This is a genomic window from Pseudomonas sp. H1h, assembly GCF_000633255.1.
In the GTDB taxonomy this organism is placed as follows: Bacteria; Pseudomonadota; Gammaproteobacteria; order Pseudomonadales; family Pseudomonadaceae; genus Aquipseudomonas.
Genome location: NZ_AYMJ01000046.1, coordinates 1 through 18,764 on the forward strand (window position 1 = coordinate 1; position 18,764 = coordinate 18,764).

Consider the following 18,764-nt stretch of genomic DNA (forward strand, 5'->3'; position numbering starts at 1 on the left):
CGCCGCGTTTTTTTATGCCTACAGATCAGAAATCCAGACTGACCCCAAGGTTGACCCCCTGCTGGGTGAAGTCATCATCCTTGCGCACGTTGTAGCTGGCGCGCAGGGCCAGGTCCTGCGTGAGTTTGTGGCTCACGCCCAGGTTCAGGCGATTCAGATTGGTCTGCGGCTCGTAGCCTTCCAGGGTGAAACGGTTATTCGGCAGGCTGTTGAGATTGATGGTCAGGTCCTGCCGATCATCGTTGTACTCACGTTCGTGAGCGAACTCGCCGAACACCTCGGTCTGCGCGGTAATCTGGTACTTGCCCTGGATACCCAGACCCAGACGCCGCGAGTTGCGCGACTGGTCATCGAAGGTCAGCGCCGTCGAGTCCGCGCCTTTTTCCGAGTAACCATCCACTTCGGTCTTGCCGAAATCGGCGCTGACGAACGGCGACAGATGCCACGGACTGCTGGCCTGCTGTGCGATGTCGTAGCCGATGCGGCCGCTGATCGCCAGCACGTAGCCGTCGGTGTCGCCTTTCTCCCCGCGCTCGTTCACCCCCAGCTGGAATTTACGCTTGAGGCTGTCGTAGTCGAGTTTGCCGGCGGTCATTGCCAGGTCGCCCCACCAGCGGTTTTGCTGATACTGGGCGAAGGCGGTGCCCATGTAGGAATTGAGCTTGTATTGCGAGTCAGCATCGCCAGCTTCGAGTTTCTGGTGATAGAGACCTGCCGCCACGCCCACACGCCAGGCTTCGTTGACGCGATAGCTGCCGCCGACGTTCAGGTTATAGCCGTTCCCATCGGCACTGGCTGCACTGTGCTGACCGTCGAAATCTTGATGTTGACCGCCACCGGCGACAATCGCCCGCCATTGGCCGATGCCTTGCCAGTTTTCCCAGTCGGCCAGCCATTGGTTGCGCAGTTCATCCTGATGCGCGCGCAACGAACCCTGGGCCATTTCCGGCAGCAGGGTCAGTTCCCACGGTGCCGCCAGCAGCGAATAGGCGTAATCGGCAATCAGCCGCTGGCCGGCTTCGGTCGGGTGCACCGCGTCGTTGTAGATCAGCTTGGTCGGATCCGGGGTGGCGCTGTTGATGCCGTATTTGGCGTTCTCCGTGCAACTGTTACCGCTGAAGCAGGTGGCCGTGAGGTTCTGGTCTGTCGCGAGACCGAATTGCGCCGGATTGGCAAAGGCCTCTTTGAGCAGCACCGGAATGTTCAGCGGAATGATTTCGGCGCTGATGCCTTGCAACTGGCTGACCAGCTCAGTGTTGAACTGGGCGCTGAGCTGCGAGGTGAAACCCTGCAGTGGCGAGCCGTTGATCGCCGGGGTCAGGCCGATGTCCGGCAGCAGCCAGACCATGATGTATTTGGCGCCGGCACCTTGCAGCGTACGCACGCTGTCGGCCAGGCGATCGGCTGCCGCGTTGGCCTGATCGAGACTGAGCACGCGGCCCTGAAGGAAGTCGTTACCGCCACCGGACAGGTAATACAGGGCATTCGGATCGGCGCGCAGGCCGTTCGAGGGCAGGTAGCCGCTGCGGGTGCGCTCGCCGGTGGCCGATTGCGTGGTGATCGAGTCGAGAATCTGGTCAGTGCGGTAGCCACCCACTGCCCAGTTATTGCCATCCGCCAGACCCTCACCGGCACGCACGGCAGAGGACGAGGACGCTGTCTGATCCGGGCTGAACCCCAGTTTTCCGCCGATGATCTGGGTGGCGTTGAGGTCACGGTTTTCGCCGGTGCCATCCTTGTACAGCGGGCCGGTGCGGTTGGTGTAGCGCTGTGTGGCGCCGGCCGGGCCGCCGGTGTCCTTGAAAGTCCCGGCATCGTTCAGGCTGTCGCCGAAGACGATGAAGTTGGAGTAGGGAGCGGGTGCTGCGTACGCCTGGGCACATGCCATGGCGAGCAGGCATCCGGCGAGCGGTACAAACAACGTCTGTTTGATCATGAGCAAGTCCGTTTATTTATTGTTGTAGGTGAACGAAACGACAGTACCAAAAACTTCCGGCCTTTTGCCATCGGTCGTGAACCCTCCTAAAGTTTGACCCCCTGCCGGCCCCGCCATATTGCACGCTCTGCCCAGCTAAGTTACTGTGCTGGAACGTATGAACGAGACCTTCCCCGTGTTGATCACCAGCAAACTTCTGGATCAAGTCATCAAGGCACACGCCCGCTGGCGTTGGCGCGCCTGAATCTTTTCTGCCGGCCCCGCCGGATCTGTATCGCTTTGCCTTCCTTGCCCGTTTGATATCCCGCTGTGCCGACGCGCATTCCCGCGTCCGACATCGTGCAGCGCCCTGCGGGCAAGTCATCTGAAGGCTGTCTTCAAGTCAGAATTCAAGAGGTTCGAAACGCCATGTTGCTGATGATCGACAACTACGACTCCTTTACTTACAACGTTGTGCAATACCTTGGCGAGCTGGGTGCCGAAGTCAAAGTCGTGCGCAACGACGAGCTGACCATCGCTGAAATCGAAGCGCTCAACCCGGAGCGCATCGTGGTTTCCCCCGGTCCATGCACCCCGACCGAAGCCGGCATCTCCATCGAAGCCATCAAACATTTCGCCGGCAAACTTCCAATCCTCGGCGTGTGCCTGGGTCACCAGTCCATCGGTCAGGCCTTCGGCGGCGATGTGGTGCGTGCCCGCCAAGTGATGCACGGTAAGACTAGCCCGGTATTCCACGAGGACAAGGGCGTTTTTGCCGGCCTGAATCATCCGCTGACGGTTACCCGTTACCACTCGCTGATCGTCAAGCACGATACTTTGCCTGATTGCCTGGAGCTGACCGCGTGGACCCAGCACGATGACGGCAGCGTCGACGAGATCATGGGCCTGCGTCACAAGACTCTGAACATTGAGGGCGTACAGTTCCACCCCGAGTCGATTCTGACCGAGCAGGGTCATGAACTGTTTGCCAACTTCCTCAAACAAACCGGCGGCACGCGCTAAGGACTTCCATGAATATCAAGACAGCCCTGAGCCGTATCGTCGAGCACCTCGACCTCAGCACCGAAGAAATGCGCGATGTGATGCGCGAAATCATGACCGGCCAATGCACCGACGCGCAGATCGGCGCGTTCATGATGGCCATGCGCATGAAGAGCGAGAGCATTGACGAAATCGTCGGTGCGGTGTCGGTGATGCGGGAACTGGCCGATCAGGTCGAACTCAAGACCCTCGACGGTGTGGTCGACGTGGTCGGGACCGGCGGTGACGGCGCGAACATCTTCAACGTGTCGACCGCTTCTTCCTTTGTTGTCGCAGCAGCCGGTTGCACTGTGGCCAAGCACGGCAACCGCGCGGTATCGGGCAAGAGCGGCAGCGCCGATTTGCTCGAAGCTGCCGGCATCTACCTGAACCTGACGCCGGTACAGGTCGCCCGTTGCATCGACAACGTCGGCATCGGTTTCATGTTTGCCCAGACCCATCACAAAGCCATGAAGTACGCCGCCGGCCCGCGCCGCGATCTCGGCCTGCGTACGCTGTTCAACATGCTCGGCCCGCTTACGAATCCGGCCGGTGTAAAACATCAGGTGGTGGGCGTGTTCACCCAGGCCTTGTGCCGGCCATTGGCCGAAGTCTTGCAGCGCCTGGGCAGCAAACACGTGCTGGTGGTGCACTCCAAGGACGGTCTGGACGAATTCAGCCTGGCCGCGCCGACTTATGTTGCCGAGCTGAAAAATAACGAGATCACTGAGTATTGGGTCGAGCCGGAAGATCTGGGCATGAAGAGCCAGAGCCTGCACGGCCTGTCGGTCGAAGGTCCGGAAGCGTCGCTGGCGCTGATCCGTGATGCACTGGGCAAGCGCAAAACCGAAAACGGCCAGAAAGCCGCTGAAATGATTGTGCTCAATGCCGGTGCCGCGTTGTACGCCGCCGACCTGGCCACGAGTCTGAAAGAAGGCGTGGCGCTTGCGCACGACGCTCTGCACACCGGTCTGGCTCGGGAAAAACTTGAGGAGCTGGGTGCCTTTACCGCGGTATTCAAAGTGGAGAATGAGGGATGAGTGTACCGACGGTTCTGGAAAACATTCTGGCGCGTAAAGTCCAGGAAGTCGCCGAGCGTAGCGCTCGCGTCAGCCTGAGCGAGCTGGAAAGTCTGGCCAAGGCGGCCGATGCACCCCGTGGTTTTGCCCAGGCATTGCTGGCGCAGGCCAAGAAGAAACAACCGGCGGTGATCGCTGAAATCAAGAAGGCTTCGCCGAGCAAAGGTGTGATCCGCGAGAACTTCGTGCCCGCCGATATCGCCAGGAGCTACGAGAAGGGCGGGGCGACCTGCCTGTCGGTGCTCACCGATATCGATTACTTCCAGGGCGCTGACATCTACCTGCAACAGGCCCGCGCTGCGTGCAAATTGCCGGTGATCCGCAAAGACTTCATGATCGATCCCTACCAGATCGTCGAAGCCCGTGCGCTGGGCGCCGACTGCGTGCTGTTGATCGTCTCCGCGCTGGATGACGTGAAAATGGCCGAGCTGGCTTCGGTCGCCAAAGGCGTCGGTCTCGACGTGCTGGTGGAAGTGCACGACGGCGATGAGCTGGAGCGCGCGCTGAAAACCCTCGACACGCCACTGGTCGGGGTCAACAACCGTAACCTGCACACCTTCGACGTTAGCCTGGAAACCACCCTCGACCTGCTGCCGCGCATTCCGCGCGATCGTCTGGTGATCACCGAGAGCGGCATCCTCAACCGCGCCGATGTCGAACTGATGGAAATCAGCGACGTTTACGCGTTCCTGGTGGGTGAGGCGTTCATGCGTGCCGAAAGCCCGGGCACCGAGCTGCAGCGCCTGTTCTTCCCGGAGCGTGGTGTGCCGGTCAGCGGTTCGACCCTCGACTGAATCAGTCAGACCGAGTCGACCCCTTCGCGAGCAGGCTCGCTCCCACAGTAGGAATGTATTCCCGATGTGGGAGCGGGCTTGCTCGCGAAGAGGCCATAAGATTCACCACAGACTGATCGTCTAACGGACTTCTTTATGACTCCAGCTTCCTTGACCATCGAAGCCGGCCTGCAAGCCGAACAGGATTTGCTGGCCTCGGTCTGCGCCGGCGACGCCGAATTCGGCCTGCTGTTCTGGCAACCCAGCGATCGCGCACTGGTCATGCCGCGCCGTCTCAATCGCCTGCCCGGTTTCGAGCATGCCTGCGACATCTACGCCGCTGCCGGCTGGCCGGTGCTGCTGCGTGAAACTGGCGGTGAACCGGTCCCGCAATCGGCTTCAACCATCAACATCGCGTTGGTCTATGCCCCGCCACGTAGCGAAGGCGATCTGAACCGCATCGAAACCGGCTACCGGCGCCTGTGTGATCCGATCTGCGAATTGCTCGATGAGTTGGGCGGCACGTCGTCGCTGGGTGAAATCGACGGTGCGTTCTGCGACGGTCGTTTCAACGTCAATCTCGATGGGCGCAAGATGGTCGGCACGGCCCAGCGCTGGCGCCAGAGTCAGGGTGGTCAACGCCCGGTGGGGCTGGTGCATGGGGCGATGCTGATAGATAACGAGCGTGAGTCGATGGTCGCGGCGGTCAATCGCTTCAATCAGGCCTGTGGTCTGGCGCAACGAGTACGGGCTGAAAGCCACATTGCCCTGCACGAGAAGTTCGCCGCGCCAACTGCATTGGCGCGTCTTGATGAGCTGTTCCGTTTGATGCTGGCGCAGGTCTACAGCGCCTGACGTTACGCGCTCAGCGCGTACCGAAGACCACCATGGTCTTGCCTTTCACGTCGACCAGGTTGCGTTCTTCAAGATCCTTGAGCACGCGACCGACCATCTCCCGCGAACAACCGACAATCCGCCCTATCTCCTGACGGGTCACCTTGATCTGCATGCCGTCCGGGTGTGTCATCGCGTCGGGTTGTTTGCACAGTTCCAGCAGGCAGCGAGCCACGCGACCGGTAACGTCAAAAAATGCCAGGTCGCCGACCTTGCGCGTGGTATTGCGCAGGCGTTGTGCGATTTGTCCGCTGAGGACGTAAAGAATGTCGGGATCCTGCTGCGACAATTCGCGGAACTTCACGTAGCTGATTTCAGCGATTTCGCATTCGACCTTGGCCCGCACCCAGGCACTGCGTTCCTGCTCCTGGCCGGCTTGTTCGAACAGGCCCAGCTCACCGAAGAAGTCCCCGGCATTGAGATAGGCGATGATCATTTCGCGACCGTCGTCATCCTCGATCAGGATGGTTACCGAACCCTTGATGATGAAGTACAGCGTGTCCGAGCGATCGCCGGCACAGATGATGTTGCTCTTGGCCGCATGGCGACGGCGCTGGCAATGCATCAACAGCTTGTCGAGGTTCTTGATTTTGGGTGTGGGGGTAATAGCAACCATGGTTGTATCCCGAAAAGACTGCACGGTGATGTTTGATTTTTTTATGAGGCGCTGAAGGCGGTCGCTACACAGGCTGACAATTGGCGCCAGCGAATTGGCGCCAGCTTACCAGACACTTCGTCGAAAATTCGAGAAATTACCTACGTTGCAAAGGGCTCCGTCCTAAGAGCCGCGTGCGCTGTCAAAGCAAAGGCCTGTGCTAAGCTGGCGACCCTTTTTTCTACAGTGGAGTCTTGGCGATGAAGGCACGCATCCAATGGGCTGGCGAAGCCATGTTCCTCGGCGAATCCGGTAGCGGTCATGTCGTGGTCATGGACGGTCCGCCGGACGCCGGTGGTCGTAATCTGGGTGTTCGCCCGATGGAAATGCTCCTGTTGGGCGTTGGCGGTTGCAGCAACTTCGACGTGGTCAGCATCCTGAAGAAGTCGCGTCAGGCGGTTGAAAGCTGCGAAGCGTTCCTCGACGCCGAGCGTGCGACCGAAGATCCGAAGGTGTTTACCAAGATCCACATGCACTTTGTGGTCAAGGGCCGTGGCCTGAAAGAAGCCCAGGTCAAACGCGCCATCGAACTGTCTGCCGAGAAGTATTGCTCGGCCTCGATCATGCTCGGCGCGGCCGGCGTGGCGATCACTCACGATTATGAAATCGTCGAACTCGGTTGAACCGACATTCAACTATCATAAAAGCAGTGCAGACTCTGGCGATCCCTCGCTGACGTCTGCATAATGCGCCACTTTTTTCAGGGCAGTGATCGGTCAACCGACGGGTCATCCGCCTGAACAGATAACCAAAATCGCCATCGCGAAGAGGTGTTAACCGTCCTACGCAGGTGCGTTGTTCGCACTTGACGGGCATGCTTGATCACGCGGCTGCGCCGCATACATAGAGAGTTTTTAACGGTGAAAAGCAAACTCAAGCTCCACGGGTTCAATAACCTGACAAAGACCTTGAGCTTCAACATCTATGACATCTGCTACGCGGAAACCCCGCAAGACCAGCAGGCTTACGTCGAGTACATCAATCAAGAGTACAACGCCGAACGCCTGACGCAGATCCTCACGGAAGTTGTCGAAATCATTGGTGCCAACATTCTGAACATTGCCAGTCAGAATTATGAGCCTCAGGGTGCCAGCGTCACGATTCTGATCTCGGAAGAGCCGGTGACCCCGACTGACAGCCAGATCGAAGAGTCCCCGGGTCCATTGCCCGAAATCATCCTTGCCCACCTCGACAAGAGCCACATCACGGTGCATACCTACCCGGAAATCCATCCGGACGCCGGTATTGCGACTTTCCGTGTGGACATCGACGTGTCGACCTGTGGTGTCATTTCACCGCTTAAAGCGCTCAACTTCCTCATTCACCAGTTCGATTCGGACATCGTGACCGTGGATTACCGTGTGCGCGGCTTCACCCGTGACGTTGAAGGCAATAAGCACTTCATCGACCACGAGATCAACTCGATCCAGAACTACCTTTCCGAAGACACCCGCGACGCGTACCAGATGACCGACGTGAACGTGTACCAGGAAAACCTGTTTCACACCAAAATGCTGCTGAAGAACTTCGAACTGGATAACTACCTGTTCGGCGACGCCACCAGCAATCTGTCCCCTGAGCAACGCGCTCAGGTGACCGAGCGGGTGAAGCACGAAATGCTCGAAATCTTCTACGCACGCAATATGCCGGCGTAAGATTTCAAAGCACAAAAAAGGCGACTACTTTGCGGTAGTCGCCTTTTTTATTGCCGAAATGCAGAACCTGTAGGGGCTGCGCCAGACAGCGCCAAAGTCAGATCCTGTAGGTGCTCTTGGTCATGACCTTGGCCAACAGACTCATCCCGAATTTCACCGGCGCCGGAAAACGGAAACCACCGGCATCCAGTGCACTCTCCGCATGATGTTCTTCATCGATGCGCATCTGCTGCAGAATCGCCCGGGACTTCTCGTCCTCGGCCGGCAATTGCTCAAGGTGTTCGTTCAAGTGCTTGCACACCTGATGCTCGGTGGCCGCGACGAAACCGAGGCTGACCTTGTCGCTGATCAAGCCGGCCACAGCGCCAATGCCGAACGACATGCCGTAGAACAGCGGATTGAGCACGCTGGTGTGGCTGCCTAGCTGATGAATGCGCTGCTCGCACCACACCAGATGATCGATTTCTTCTTCGGCAGCGTGCTCCATGGCTGCACGCACCTGCGGCAACTTGGCGGTCAGCGCCTGCCCCTGGTACAGCGCCTGGGCACAGACTTCACCGGTATGGTTGATGCGCATCAGGCCGGCAACGTGACGGGTGTTCTCGTCGCTCATCTGCACTTCGGGCTGCACGATAGCGGGCGACGGACGGTAAGGCTGGCCGCTGAAGGGCAGCAGGGTGCGCATCGCGGCATCGGCTTGCAGCAGAAGACGGTCAATCGGCGAGTAGTGACGTTGGGTAGTCATGCTGACCTCCGGGAAAAATCTCGACCGCCAGTTTAACCGAATCGGCCGGGGAAGGTTTGCGCTGGGTCATTTGCCGCACGTTCATGCTCTGGGTGGGAGCGGGCTTGCTCGCGAAGACGCCGGCACATTCAAAATCTCATTGCCAGACAATCCGCTTCGCGAGCAAGCCCGCTCCCACAGGATTTCCGCTGAATCAGCCCGGTGGCCAGTTCATCTGGCGCTGACCCAGTACGTGCATATGAATGTGATAGACGGTCTGCCCACCTTTTTCATTGCAGTTCATCACCACCCGGAAACCTTCCTCGCAGCCCAGTTCCAGCGCCAGGCGCTGGGCAGTGAACAGGATGTGCCCGGCCAGTGCCTTGTCGTCTTCGGTCAGGTCATTGAGGGTGCGCACCGGCTTCTTCGGGATCACCAGAAAATGCACGGGTGCCTGTGGGGCGATGTCGTGGAACGCCAGAACCTGGTCGTCCTCGTAGATGATCTTGGCCGGGATCTCCCGGTTGATGATCTTGGTGAACAGAGTATCCACTGCTGTTTTCTCCGTTGTGTGGGCTGGCCTGAGTGTACTCATGGGAAATGACCCCGCCCAGTGTTTTGCCGTAGGACAGTTCAGCGCGGGCAGTAAGCCTTGTTGACCATGCCGACGATGGTGCGGTTGAGCCAGCGCGAACCAAGGCGCGGCAGGAAGGCGAACCAGCGGTTGCGCCGTCCAGGAATGATGATTGCGCGGTTTTTCTCCAGCGCGCGCACGGTGTAGAGCGCGACTTCCTCGGGACTCATCAATAGCTTGCTGTCCTTGAGTTTGTCGCTGTTGAGTTGCGCGGTGCGGAAAAACGCAGTGCGGGTCGGGCCGGGGCAGAGCACCGACACCTTGACCGCACTCTGTTTGAGCTCAACTCGCAGGGCTTCGGAGAAGTGCAATACGTAAGCCTTACTGGCGTAGTAGGTGCTCATCCACGGGCCGGGATTGAACGCCGCCACCGAGGCAACATTCAGAATCTGCCCGCCGCCCTGCAGTGCCATGCTGTTGCCAATGGCATGGCACAGGCGGGTGAGGGCCAGGATGTTCACTTCGATCAGGTCCTGCTCGGTCATCCAGTCCTGCGCCAGAAACGGGCCGCAGGTGCCGATGCCGGCGCAGTTGACCAACAGATCGATCTGTCGATCGCCTTCTTCCAGTTCCAGCAGGAAGCCGGACAGGCGCAAAGGCTCGCCGAGGTCGCAGGCACGGAACAAGACCTCCACGCCAAAGCGCTGGGTCAGTTCGATTGCGATACTTTCCAGCTGATCACGCTGTCGGGCCACCAGAATCAGGCTGCGGCCGCGCCGGGCCAGGGCTTCGGCCATGGCCAGGCCGATGCCGCTGGAGGCGCCAGTGATCAGAGCGTAACGGGTCATGCAATTCTCCATCGCAACAGCTCCGCGCCAGCGACGCAGGTGTCACGGCGGGGAGCGTTGTTCATTCTTTCGCAGAGTCTACAGGGGCCGGAGCCGCTTCGGCTGCATCATCCACCGAATTCGCCGCGGGTGCGGTCTCTACCTCGACTTCATCGGTGGTGACCGAACCGCTTTCATAGCTGCTCTCAAGGTTGGTCTCATATTCCTGCTGAATGGCCGAGATGCCGCCCAGCATGCCGCCGGCAAATACCAGTGCTAAGAACACGATCCACAGCGAGCACAGAACCTTGACCGCGGTGCTGTTGGGTGGCGGTGGCGGGCCATAGCGGTTGGCGCCGGTGTTGCCCGGCACGACCATGATTACCAGCGGGAAGAAGCTGCCCACGAAGGGCACCAGGTTCAGCAACCACAGCCATCCGGACCAGCCGATGTCGTGCAGGCGCTGCACGCTGAACAGGATGCTGACAATGATGAAGCCGAGGAATAGGAAGAACGCAAAAATCCCGCCGATGATCAGGCCTGTGGTGGAGTCGCCGCTGACCAGGCCGAGACCGATCAGTGCGAACACGCCAACGATCGGCAGGGTCACAAGGCTCAACACCATCGTCCAGGCGAGGAAGCGCAGGCGACCGATACGTCCTTCGACACTGAATGGCTTGAGCGCAGCGAATGCCGGCAGGAGCTCGCCAACGTTGGCGCGCGGTGGTGCGTAGGGGGAGTCCGGTTCTGTAGAGGTGGTCGGGTGTTCGTGCACGTCCGCCAGGTTCAGCTCAATTGCGGTTTCGGCTTCGATCCGCGCGTCGATCCCGGTCTTGCTCAGTGCCTGTAGATAGGTCTGGGCGTCACTGTGGGACAGATCGTGTTTGAGGGCGATGGTATTGCCGTTGAACAGACGCTCGACGCCGGCGACATCGCTTTTGAACAGGGCCGCCAGATTGAGCTTGGCAGTGGTGAGATCGACACCGGGCTGTAGAGCACCGTCGAAAACGATCTTGTAACGGGGTTCGCTCATGGCCGAGGCATCCTTGTCGCGAATGAATTGAAGGTCGGATTGTAAGGCCAGTCGGTTGGCGACTGGCCTGGTTTTTCTCAGCGCGGCCAGCGTTTCGGCAACTGCGCTGCGCGTTCCAGTGCCTGACGATATTCCGCATCGAGTCGGGCGATCAACTGATCCACACTCGGCAAGTCGTCGATTTGCCCCACGCCCTGGCCGGCGGACCACACGGTCTTCCAGGCCTTGGCTTCATCGTTGATCGGTTTGAGCTTGTCGCCGAAATTGACCTCGCCCTTGCCTTGCAGCGCGGCCATGTCGAAACCTGCCGCTTGCAGGCTTTGGCGCATGAAGCTGGCCGGCACCCCAGAGACCGCAGGAGTATGAATGATGTCCGCTGCTTTGGCTGTCAGCAGCATCTGCTTGTAAGCGTCAGGCGCATGGCTTTCGGTGGTACCGATAAATCGCGTGCCGAAGTAGGCCAGATCCGCGCCGAGCAGCTGCGCGGCAAGAATCTCATGGCCGTGGTTAAGACATCCTGCAAGCAGCAGGGTTTTATCGAAGAACTCGCGGATCTCGGCGATCAGTGCAAACGGGCTCCAGGTGCCGGCATGGCCACCGGCGCCCGCCGCTACGGCGATCAAGCCATCGACCCCGGCCTCGGCCGCTTTCTCGGCATGGCGGCGGGTGGTTACGTCGTGGAACACCAGGCCGCCATAGCTGTGAACGGCGTCGACCAGTTCCTTCACCGCGCCGAGGCTGGTGATGACAATCGGCACCTTGTGCTCGACGCAGATGTTCAGGTCCGCCTGCAGGCGCGGGTTGCTGTTGTGCACGATCAGGTTTACTGCATACGGCGCGGGGTTATCCAGCGTCGCCAGTCCCGCTTCGATCTGTTCCAGCCAGGCTTTGAAACCACTGCTTTCGCGCTGGTTCAGGGCCGGAAAGCTGCCGACCACGCCGTTACGGCAGCAGGCGAGCACCAGCTGCGGGTTGGAAATCAGGAACATCGGCGCCGCCACGACGGGCAGACGCAGACGTTGTTCGAGTAGAGCGGGCAGCGACATTGGAAATCCCCCGAAGTGTGGTGCCTGTTGAAGTTAGAACGGCTTGACCACGACCAGAATTACGATAGCCAGCAATATCAGAACCGGCACTTCATTGAACCAGCGATAAAAGACATGGCTGCGGGTGTTCTCGCCACGGGCGAAACGTTTTACCTGCGCGCCGCACATGTGGTGATAACCGATCAGCAACACCACCAGGGTCAGCTTGGCGTGAATCCAGCCGCCCATGCTGAAGATGCCTGGATTGAGGTAGATCAGCCAGCCGCCGAAGATCAGCGTGGCGATCATTGCCGGGCCCATGATGCCGCGATACAGCTTGCGCTCCATGGTACTGAAGCGTTCCTTGCTGATCGCGTCTTCGCTTTGCGCGTGATAAACGAACAGCCGCGGCAGGTAGAACAGCCCGGCAAACCAGCACACGATGCTGACGATATGAAACGCTTTGATCCATAGATAGAGCATTTTTGGTTATTCCCAGGTTCACGGTAGCCGGGATAGTAGAGGCTTGAGCGTCCGCACGTCACCTTGACGGTTGTCGCAGGCGCGCGCGGCCCCTATTATCGACGGCTTTCCAGTGGGTTCGTTGAGGGCAGGTTTATGGTCAAGGTCGGTATCGTCGGCGGCACGGGTTACACCGGTGTCGAACTGCTGCGTCTGTTGGCACAGCATCCGCAGGCAGAAGTGGTAGTGATCACTTCCCGATCCGAGGCCGGTCTGGCTGTGGCTGACATGTATCCGAACCTGCGCGGCCACTACGATGGCCTCGCGTTCAGCGTGCCGGACATCAAGACCCTTGGCGCTTGCGACGTGGTGTTCTTCGCTACCCCGCATGGTGTCGCCCATGCGTTGGCCGGTGAATTGCTGGCAGCGGGTACCAAGGTCATCGACCTGTCGGCCGACTTCCGTCTGCAGGACGCTGAAGAGTGGGCCAATTGGTACGGCCAGCCGCACGGCGCGCCGGCGCTGCTAGACGAAGCGGTCTACGGGCTGCCGGAAGTCAATCGCGAGCAGATCAAGAAGGCGCGCCTGATCGCTGTCCCGGGTTGCTATCCAACCGCTACTCAGCTGGGTTTCCTGCCACTGCTTGAGGCGGGTCTGGCCGATACTTCGCGCCTGATCGCCGACTGCAAATCCGGTGTCAGCGGCGCCGGTCGTGGCGCGGCGGTAGGTTCGCTGTACTCCGAGACCTCGGAAAGCATGAAGGCTTACGCGGTGAAAGGTCACCGTCACCTGCCGGAAATTCGTCAGGGCCTGCGCCGCGCCGCCGGTAAAGACGTCGGTCTGACCTTTGTGCCGCACCTGACGCCGATGATCCGTGGCATTCACTCCACGCTCTACGCGACCGTGGTCGATCGTTCGGTGGATCTGCAGGCGCTGTTTGAAAAGCGTTATGCCAACGAGCCGTTCGTCGATGTGATGCCGGCCGGCAGCCATCCGGAAACACGTAGCGTGCGTGGCGCCAACGTCTGCCGCATCGCGGTTCACCGTCCGCAGGATGGCGACCTGGTGGTGGTGCTGTCGGTGATCGACAACCTGGTCAAAGGTGCGTCGGGTCAGGCAGTGCAGAACATGAACATCCTGTTCGGCCTGGATGAGCGCTTCGGCCTTTCCCACGCCGGTATGCTGCCGTAACACTTTCGGCAACACAGCAAAAAGGCCCGTTAAACGGGCCTTTTTGCATTTTGGGCAATTGGTCGGGTTTATTGATATACCGTAACAATAGTTGACCGATTTTCTAGGACAAGCGGATAATGCGCGTCATCACGCATTATGGCGGCGTAACGCCGGGAGATAGTCAGCATGAGCGTCGAATCCTTCACCCCCACGGCTTTGCAATTCACCCAAGGTGCTGCGCACAAGGTGAAGAGCCTGGTCGATGAAGAGGGGAATGATCGCTTGAAGCTGCGCGTATTCGTTACGGGCGGCGGTTGTTCAGGGTTTCAGTACGGTTTCACCTTCGATGAAGATGTGGCCGAGGACGACACCATCGTCGAGCGCGAAGGCGTGAGCCTGGTGGTCGATCCGATGAGCTTCCAGTACCTGGCCGGTGCCGAAGTCGACTACCAGGAAGGTCTGGAAGGTTCGCGCTTCGTGATCAAGAACCCGAACGCCACCACGACCTGTGGTTGCGGTTCTTCGTTCTCGATCTGATCGCACTGCGCTACACACAACAAAACGCCGCAGAGCCCTACGGTTCTGCGGCGTTTTTTGTTGTCTGCGTTTTGCTTAGTTAGGGTAGATCGCACCGAGTACGCGCAGGCCTTTGGCACCGGTGACACTCGGGCGGTTGGCGGCTATGCCTTCGAGGCAGCAATGAGCCAGCCAGGCGAAGGCCATGGCCTCGACCCAGTCTGGATCGACGCCGTGGCTGGCAGTACTGGCAACGACTGAATTCGGCAGTAGATCCGCCAGGCGTTTCATCAGCGTGGCATTGTGCGCGCCACCACCGCAGACCAGCATTTCCCGGGTGTCGGCTTGAGCGCTTTGCAGCGACTCGACGATGGTCAGTGCCGTCAACTCCAGCAGCGTAGCCTGGACGTTTTGCGCCGCAAAGGTCGGCAGTTTTGAGAGATGTTGTTCCAGCCAAGGCAGGTTGAACACTTCGCGGCCAGTGCTTTTCGGGCCTTTAGTGACGAAGAACGGGTCGCTGAGCAGGGCTTCCAGCAGTGTGGGTTCGACAGTGCCGGTGGCTGCCCACTGGCCGTTGCGATCATAGTTCTCGCCGCGTTGCTGGTGAATCCAGGCATCCATCAGCACATTCCCCGGGCCGCAGTCGAAACCGGCTACAGGCCTGGTCGGTTCAATCAGACTGAGATTGCTGAAACCGCCGACATTCAAGACCGCACGGTTACCGGTACGCTCTTCGAACAAAGCCTCGTGGAACGCAGGCACTAAAGGGGCGCCCTGACCGCCGGCGGCGACATCGCGGCTACGGAAATCACTGACGACAGTGATACCGGTCAGTTCTGTGAGCAGCGCAGGATTGCCTATCTGTACCGTGAAGCCACGTGCCGGCTCATGACGAATGGTTTGGCCATGGCTGCCAATGGCGCGAATGGCTTCAGGCTTGAGCTGCTGCTGGTCGAGGAGGGTATGGATACCCTGTGCGGCGAGTGTCACCCAATGGTGCTGGGCAATCGCCGAGCGGGCTATTTCGTCAGGGCCGCTGGCGCACAAGCTCAAGAGCTCAGTGCGCAGGGTGTCAGGCATGGGGATGTAGTGTGTGGCGACTAGCTTGATCGCCTGGGTCTGCTCGATCAGCGCGATGTCCAGTCCATCGAGGCTGGTTCCGGACATCACACCGATATAAAGGGCCATGGCTTAACGCTTGCTCGAGGCCAGCATGGTGGCCTTCTCTTGGTCCATACGCGCCATCAGCGGCTGGCTCTGCGCAAGGAAGCGTGCACGTTCGGACTTGGCAATCGGGTCGGCCATCGGCAACTTCTGGCCCAGTGGGTCGACGTGGACGCCATTGACCTGGAACTCATAGTGCAAGTGCGGGCCGGTGGACAGGCCGGTGGTGCCAATGTAGCCGATTACCTGGCCTTGCTTGACCGTGCCACCGGTCTTCACGCCTTTGGCGAAGCCCTGCATGTGGCCATACAAGGTGCGGTAGGTGTTGCCGTGTTGAATGATCACGGTGTTGCCGTAGCCGCCGCGACGCCCGGCCAGCAGCACTTTGCCGTCACCGGCAGCCTTGATTGGCGTGCCGCGTGGCGCTGCGTAATCAACGCCTTTATGGGCGCGGATCTTGTTGAGGATCGGGTGTTTGCGACCCATGGAGAACTTCGAGCTGATGCGGGCGAAGTCCACCGGCGTGCGAATGAACGCCTTGCGCATGCTGTTGCCATCGGCGGTGTAATAGCTGCTGTTGCCTTGTTTGTTGGTGTAGCGCACGGCGGTGTAGGTCTTGCCGCGGTTGGTGAAGCGCGCAGACAGAATCGGACCGGTGCCGACGGCTTTGCCGTTGACCACTTTCTGCTCGTAGATCACGTCGAATTCGTCGCCTTGGCGGATGTCCTGCGCGAAGTCGACGTCGTAGCCGAAGACGCTGGCCATGTCCATGGTCAGGCTATGGGAGAGACCGGCGCGAGCGGCGGATTGTGACAGCGAGCTATTGATGACGCCGTGGACGTAAGCGGTGCGAACGGTAGGTTTGGCGGTGACCCGGTTGAACGCATATCCCTTGTCATTCTTGGTCAGGGTGATGGTTTCCACGTCACTGACCTTGCTGTGCAGGCTGGTCAGTTGGCCTTGCGGGTTCAATTCGAACTCGAGCTTCTGGCCGTGCTTGAGTTGGCTGAACTGTTTGGCTTGTTTGTCGCTGGCCAGTACGTCATGTACGGCTGCAGCTGGCAGGCCCACCTTTTCAAACAGGGTGGACAGCGTGTCGCCCTTGGCAACGATCACTTCCCGATGGCCGGGAGCCTTTGGTTTTTCAGCAACCGGAGCCGGCGCTGGTGCCGTTTCAGCGGTTTGCGGGGTGTTTTCGTCAGTGTTTTCGATCTGGGCAAATGGCGAGGCGACGGGCTCATTTGTGGCTTGAGCCGCATCAGCAGCGTCTTGATCTTGTGTCAGTTGTTCAGCAGGATTTTCCAGTTCAAGACTCAGGGTCGTCTTTTTCGCTTCAACATCACTGGAAGGGAATACCAAGAGCGCCAGGCTGAGAAGGGCGGCGATTCCACTTGCGGCGAGCAGGTGGGTCTTCGGGTAAAGCGGTGGCGCTTTAGACGGTTCAGTGGTCATAAGTAATTTTGACTTTGAAAAATGATGAATTGGAAAAGATGAATGACATGATGAAGATGAAATAACTGTATAAAATATAACCAAACCATCCCCGAAGCAAGTCTACAGACACCCAGTCTGTAGATTGGTGTCCGTGCGCCGGGCAAAACTTGTAATTGGTGCGCGATCTTGTATGGTTGGTTCCCTTTGAATCTGAGCCTTGCGGGTCTGTTATGAAGTCGGTTGAAGAGCAGCTAGCGCTGATTAAACGTGGTGCGGAAGAACTATTGGTCGAGTCCGAGCTGATCGAGAAGCTCAAGCGCGGCCAGCCGCTGCGTATCAAGGCTGGTTTCGATCCAACTGCTCCGGATCTGCACTTGGGTCATACCGTGCTTATTAATAAGCTGCGTCAGTTCCAGGAGCTGGGGCATCAGGTGATCTTCCTTATAGGTGACTTCACCGGGATGATCGGTGATCCGAGCGGCAAGAGTGCCACTCGCCCTCCGCTGACTCGTGATCAGGTTCTGGACAACGCCGAGACTTATAAGTCTCAGGTATTCAAGATTCTTGATCCGGCCAAAACTGAAGTTGCCTTCAATTCCACCTGGATGGATCAGATGGGGCCGGCGGACTTCATTCGTCTGACTTCGCAATACACCGTTGCTCGCATGCTCGAGCGCGATGACTTCGACAAGCGCTATACCACCAATCAGCCAATCGCTATTCACGAATTCCTCTATCCGCTGGTTCAGGGCTACGACTCGGTTGCTCTGCGTGCGGACGTCGAGTTGGGTGGTACCGATCAGAAGTTCAATCTGCTCATGGGGCGTGAGCTGCAACGTGGTTATGGCCAGGAAGCTCAGTGCATTCTGACCATGCCGTTGCTTGAAGGTCTGGATGGTGTGAAGAAGATGTCCAAGTCTTTGGGCAACTATGTCGGGATCCAGGAAGCGCCGGGCGTGATGTACGGCAAGCTGGTGTCGATCCCGGATGCGTTGATGTGGCGTTACTTTGAATTGCTCAGCTTCCGCTCGATGGAAGAGATCAATGCCTTCCGTGCAGATGTAGAGGCAGGTGCTAACCCGCGCGACATCAAGATCAAGCTGGCGGAAGAGATTGTTGCGCGCTTCCATGGTGAGGAAGCAGCAGCGAATGCTCATCGTGCTGCGGGTAACCGTATGAAGGATGGCGAGCTGCCGGATGATCTGCCGGAGATCGAGCTGACGTCCGCTGAAGATATGCCGATTGCTGCTGTCCTTAATAAGGCGGGCCTGGTGAAGAACTCGGCGGCGGCGCGCGACCTGTTGGCGTCTGGTGGTGTGCGTGTTGATGGTGAGGTGGTTGATCGCTCCTTTATATATGTACTGGGCGCGACCCACGTTTGCCAGGCGGGCAAGAAGGCATTTGCACGTATCTCGTTGAAATCTGAATAAATTTGGAAGTAGGGGTTGACGGCAGATTCTGGAGGTCTATAATTCGCCCCACTTCCGGCGCAGTCGAAACGGAAAACTCCTTGAGATTCAAAGAGTTACGCAGTTTTAGACAGCGGCTTGCTTCAGTTCATCGAAGCCTGGAAGGAGTTGAAAATGTCGGCATGTCTGGCGCTTTTAACGGTTCGATCTTCTCGGTCGAAAGCGGTGAAAAAAGGGTGTTGACAACAGCGAGTAACGCTGTAGAATTCGCCTCCCGCTAACGAGAGATCGGAAGCGCAAGTGGTTGAAGTTGTTGAAGAAATCTTCGAAAACTTCTGAAAATAATCACTTGACAGCAAATGAGGCTGCTGTAGAATGCGCGCCTCGGTTGAGACGAAAGATCTTAACCAA

General features: G+C 58.8%; 20 protein-coding genes. 9 read left to right on the forward strand and 11 right to left on the reverse strand.

Annotation, left to right across the window (positions count from 1 at the left end):
* Positions 1-25 precede the first annotated feature (25 nt).
* Entirely contained in the window at positions 26-1,936 is a 1,911-nt protein-coding gene (gene estP, locus U862_RS0128620) for an esterase EstP (protein WP_025113530.1), read from the reverse strand.
* A 408-nt stretch (positions 1,937-2,344) separates the two neighbouring features.
* Between estP and U862_RS0128630 the strand changes: the two genes are divergently transcribed.
* The 4 genes from U862_RS0128630 to U862_RS0128645 all read left to right on the forward strand — a co-directional run bounded on the left by U862_RS0128630 (position 2,345) and on the right by U862_RS0128645 (position 5,663).
* Positions 2,345-2,938, forward strand: coding sequence for an aminodeoxychorismate/anthranilate synthase component II (locus tag U862_RS0128630; RefSeq protein WP_025113531.1), 594 nt, complete (start codon positions 2,345-2,347; stop codon positions 2,936-2,938).
* A gap of 8 nt (positions 2,939-2,946) precedes the next feature.
* Entirely contained in the window at positions 2,947-3,996 is a 1,050-nt protein-coding gene (gene trpD / locus U862_RS0128635) for an anthranilate phosphoribosyltransferase (protein WP_025113532.1), read from the forward strand.
* Entirely contained in the window at positions 3,993-4,829 is an 837-nt protein-coding gene (gene trpC / locus U862_RS0128640) for an indole-3-glycerol phosphate synthase TrpC (RefSeq protein ID WP_025113533.1), read from the forward strand. Before trpD ends, trpC begins: the two co-directional genes overlap by 4 nt.
* 135 nt (positions 4,830-4,964) lie before the next feature.
* Positions 4,965-5,663, forward strand: coding sequence for a lipoate--protein ligase family protein (locus tag U862_RS0128645; protein WP_025113534.1), 699 nt, complete (start codon positions 4,965-4,967; stop codon positions 5,661-5,663).
* Positions 5,664-5,673: 10 nt separating this feature from the next.
* Here U862_RS0128645 and crp read toward each other — a convergent pair whose 3' ends face one another.
* Positions 5,674-6,318, reverse strand: a complete 645-nt coding sequence (crp, locus tag U862_RS0128650) for a cAMP-activated global transcriptional regulator CRP (RefSeq protein ID WP_003228797.1) — start codon at positions 6,316-6,318, stop codon at positions 5,674-5,676.
* 239 nt (positions 6,319-6,557) lie between these two features.
* Between crp and U862_RS0128655 the strand changes: the two genes are divergently transcribed.
* Together U862_RS0128655 and speD are read left to right on the forward strand one after the other, a co-directional pair.
* The gene (locus U862_RS0128655; protein WP_016772921.1) at positions 6,558-6,980 is read left to right on the forward strand and encodes an OsmC family protein; all 423 of its coding nucleotides are present in this window, start codon (positions 6,558-6,560) and stop codon (positions 6,978-6,980) included.
* Positions 6,981-7,217: 237 nt separating this feature from the next.
* Entirely contained in the window at positions 7,218-8,012 is a 795-nt protein-coding gene (gene speD / locus U862_RS0128660; RefSeq protein ID WP_025113535.1) for an adenosylmethionine decarboxylase, read from the forward strand.
* A gap of 97 nt (positions 8,013-8,109) precedes the next feature.
* Here speD and coq7 read toward each other — a convergent pair whose 3' ends face one another.
* The 6 genes from coq7 to hemJ form a co-directional block, all read right to left on the reverse strand.
* Complete coding sequence (coq7, locus tag U862_RS0128665) at positions 8,110-8,757, reverse strand: 2-polyprenyl-3-methyl-6-methoxy-1,4-benzoquinone monooxygenase (protein WP_025113536.1); 648 nt, start codon at positions 8,755-8,757, stop codon at positions 8,110-8,112.
* A 193-nt stretch (positions 8,758-8,950) separates the two neighbouring features.
* Entirely contained in the window at positions 8,951-9,289 is a 339-nt protein-coding gene (locus U862_RS0128670; protein ID WP_003228789.1) for a histidine triad nucleotide-binding protein, read from the reverse strand.
* Between the two features lie 80 nt (positions 9,290-9,369).
* Positions 9,370-10,158: an SDR family oxidoreductase gene (locus U862_RS0128675; RefSeq protein WP_025113537.1), complete on the reverse strand. Its 789-nt coding sequence runs from the start codon at positions 10,156-10,158 to the stop codon at positions 9,370-9,372.
* Between the two features lie 61 nt (positions 10,159-10,219).
* Positions 10,220-11,170: a DUF805 domain-containing protein gene (locus tag U862_RS0128680; protein ID WP_025113538.1), complete on the reverse strand. Its 951-nt coding sequence runs from the start codon at positions 11,168-11,170 to the stop codon at positions 10,220-10,222.
* Between the two features lie 77 nt (positions 11,171-11,247).
* Positions 11,248-12,216 carry a nitronate monooxygenase family protein gene (locus U862_RS0128685; protein WP_025113539.1) on the reverse strand — a complete coding sequence of 323 codons (969 nt, stop codon included), beginning with the start codon at positions 12,214-12,216 and terminating at the stop codon, positions 11,248-11,250.
* Positions 12,217-12,249: 33 nt separating this feature from the next.
* Positions 12,250-12,678 (reverse strand): protoporphyrinogen oxidase HemJ, encoded by a 429-nt coding sequence (gene hemJ, locus U862_RS0128690; RefSeq protein ID WP_025113540.1) that lies wholly within the window; start codon positions 12,676-12,678, stop codon positions 12,250-12,252.
* A gap of 135 nt (positions 12,679-12,813) precedes the next feature.
* Here hemJ and argC point away from each other — a divergent pair, with 135 nt between their 5' ends.
* Entirely contained in the window at positions 12,814-13,848 is a 1,035-nt protein-coding gene (gene argC / locus U862_RS0128695) for an N-acetyl-gamma-glutamyl-phosphate reductase (protein ID WP_025113541.1), read from the forward strand.
* 168 nt (positions 13,849-14,016) lie between these two features.
* Positions 14,017-14,367 (forward strand): iron-sulfur cluster insertion protein ErpA, encoded by a 351-nt coding sequence (erpA, locus tag U862_RS0128700; protein ID WP_003228776.1) that lies wholly within the window; start codon positions 14,017-14,019, stop codon positions 14,365-14,367.
* 75 nt (positions 14,368-14,442) lie between these two features.
* On the opposite strand, the gene U862_RS0128705 is transcribed toward erpA, so the two are convergent.
* Entirely contained in the window at positions 14,443-15,534 is a 1,092-nt protein-coding gene (locus tag U862_RS0128705) for an anhydro-N-acetylmuramic acid kinase (protein WP_025113542.1), read from the reverse strand.
* 3 nt (positions 15,535-15,537) lie between these two features.
* On the reverse strand, positions 15,538-16,962 hold the full coding sequence (locus U862_RS0128710; protein WP_025113543.1) for a peptidoglycan DD-metalloendopeptidase family protein: 1,425 nt from the start codon (positions 16,960-16,962) through the stop codon (positions 15,538-15,540).
* A 212-nt stretch (positions 16,963-17,174) separates the two neighbouring features.
* On the opposite strand from U862_RS0128710, the gene tyrS reads away from it, so the two are divergent.
* The gene (gene tyrS, locus U862_RS0128715) at positions 17,175-18,374 is read left to right on the forward strand and encodes a tyrosine--tRNA ligase (protein ID WP_025113544.1); all 1,200 of its coding nucleotides are present in this window, start codon (positions 17,175-17,177) and stop codon (positions 18,372-18,374) included.
* 122 nt (positions 18,375-18,496) lie between these two features.
* Here tyrS and U862_RS31010 read toward each other — a convergent pair.
* On the reverse strand, positions 18,497-18,764 hold a 268-nt coding region (locus U862_RS31010), incomplete at its 5' end, for a hypothetical protein (RefSeq protein ID WP_081794932.1).

What these genes read in the sequence shown, in the direction of transcription:
- estP (WP_025113530.1), bottom strand. Translation starts at nt 1,936, where the DNA reads ATGATCAAACAGACGTTGTTTGTACCGCTCGCCGGATGCCTGCTCGCC.
- U862_RS0128630 (WP_025113531.1), top strand. Translation starts at nt 2,345, where the DNA reads ATGTTGCTGATGATCGACAACTACGACTCCTTTACTTACAACGTTGTG.
- trpD (WP_025113532.1), top strand. Translation starts at nt 2,947, where the DNA reads ATGAATATCAAGACAGCCCTGAGCCGTATCGTCGAGCACCTCGACCTC.
- trpC (WP_025113533.1), top strand. Translation starts at nt 3,993, where the DNA reads ATGAGTGTACCGACGGTTCTGGAAAACATTCTGGCGCGTAAAGTCCAG.
- U862_RS0128645 (WP_025113534.1), top strand. Translation starts at nt 4,965, where the DNA reads ATGACTCCAGCTTCCTTGACCATCGAAGCCGGCCTGCAAGCCGAACAG.
- crp (WP_003228797.1), bottom strand. Translation starts at nt 6,318, where the DNA reads ATGGTTGCTATTACCCCCACACCCAAAATCAAGAACCTCGACAAGCTG.
- U862_RS0128655 (WP_016772921.1), top strand. Translation starts at nt 6,558, where the DNA reads ATGAAGGCACGCATCCAATGGGCTGGCGAAGCCATGTTCCTCGGCGAA.
- coq7 (WP_025113536.1), bottom strand. Translation starts at nt 8,757, where the DNA reads ATGACTACCCAACGTCACTACTCGCCGATTGACCGTCTTCTGCTGCAA.
- U862_RS0128675 (WP_025113537.1), bottom strand. Translation starts at nt 10,158, where the DNA reads ATGACCCGTTACGCTCTGATCACTGGCGCCTCCAGCGGCATCGGCCTG.
- U862_RS0128680 (WP_025113538.1), bottom strand. Translation starts at nt 11,170, where the DNA reads ATGAGCGAACCCCGTTACAAGATCGTTTTCGACGGTGCTCTACAGCCC.
- U862_RS0128685 (WP_025113539.1), bottom strand. Translation starts at nt 12,216, where the DNA reads ATGTCGCTGCCCGCTCTACTCGAACAACGTCTGCGTCTGCCCGTCGTG.
- hemJ (WP_025113540.1), bottom strand. Translation starts at nt 12,678, where the DNA reads ATGCTCTATCTATGGATCAAAGCGTTTCATATCGTCAGCATCGTGTGC.
- argC (WP_025113541.1), top strand. Translation starts at nt 12,814, where the DNA reads ATGGTCAAGGTCGGTATCGTCGGCGGCACGGGTTACACCGGTGTCGAA.
- erpA (WP_003228776.1), top strand. Translation starts at nt 14,017, where the DNA reads ATGAGCGTCGAATCCTTCACCCCCACGGCTTTGCAATTCACCCAAGGT.
- U862_RS0128705 (WP_025113542.1), bottom strand. Translation starts at nt 15,534, where the DNA reads ATGGCCCTTTATATCGGTGTGATGTCCGGAACCAGCCTCGATGGACTG.
- U862_RS0128710 (WP_025113543.1), bottom strand. Translation starts at nt 16,962, where the DNA reads ATGACCACTGAACCGTCTAAAGCGCCACCGCTTTACCCGAAGACCCAC.
- tyrS (WP_025113544.1), top strand. Translation starts at nt 17,175, where the DNA reads ATGAAGTCGGTTGAAGAGCAGCTAGCGCTGATTAAACGTGGTGCGGAA.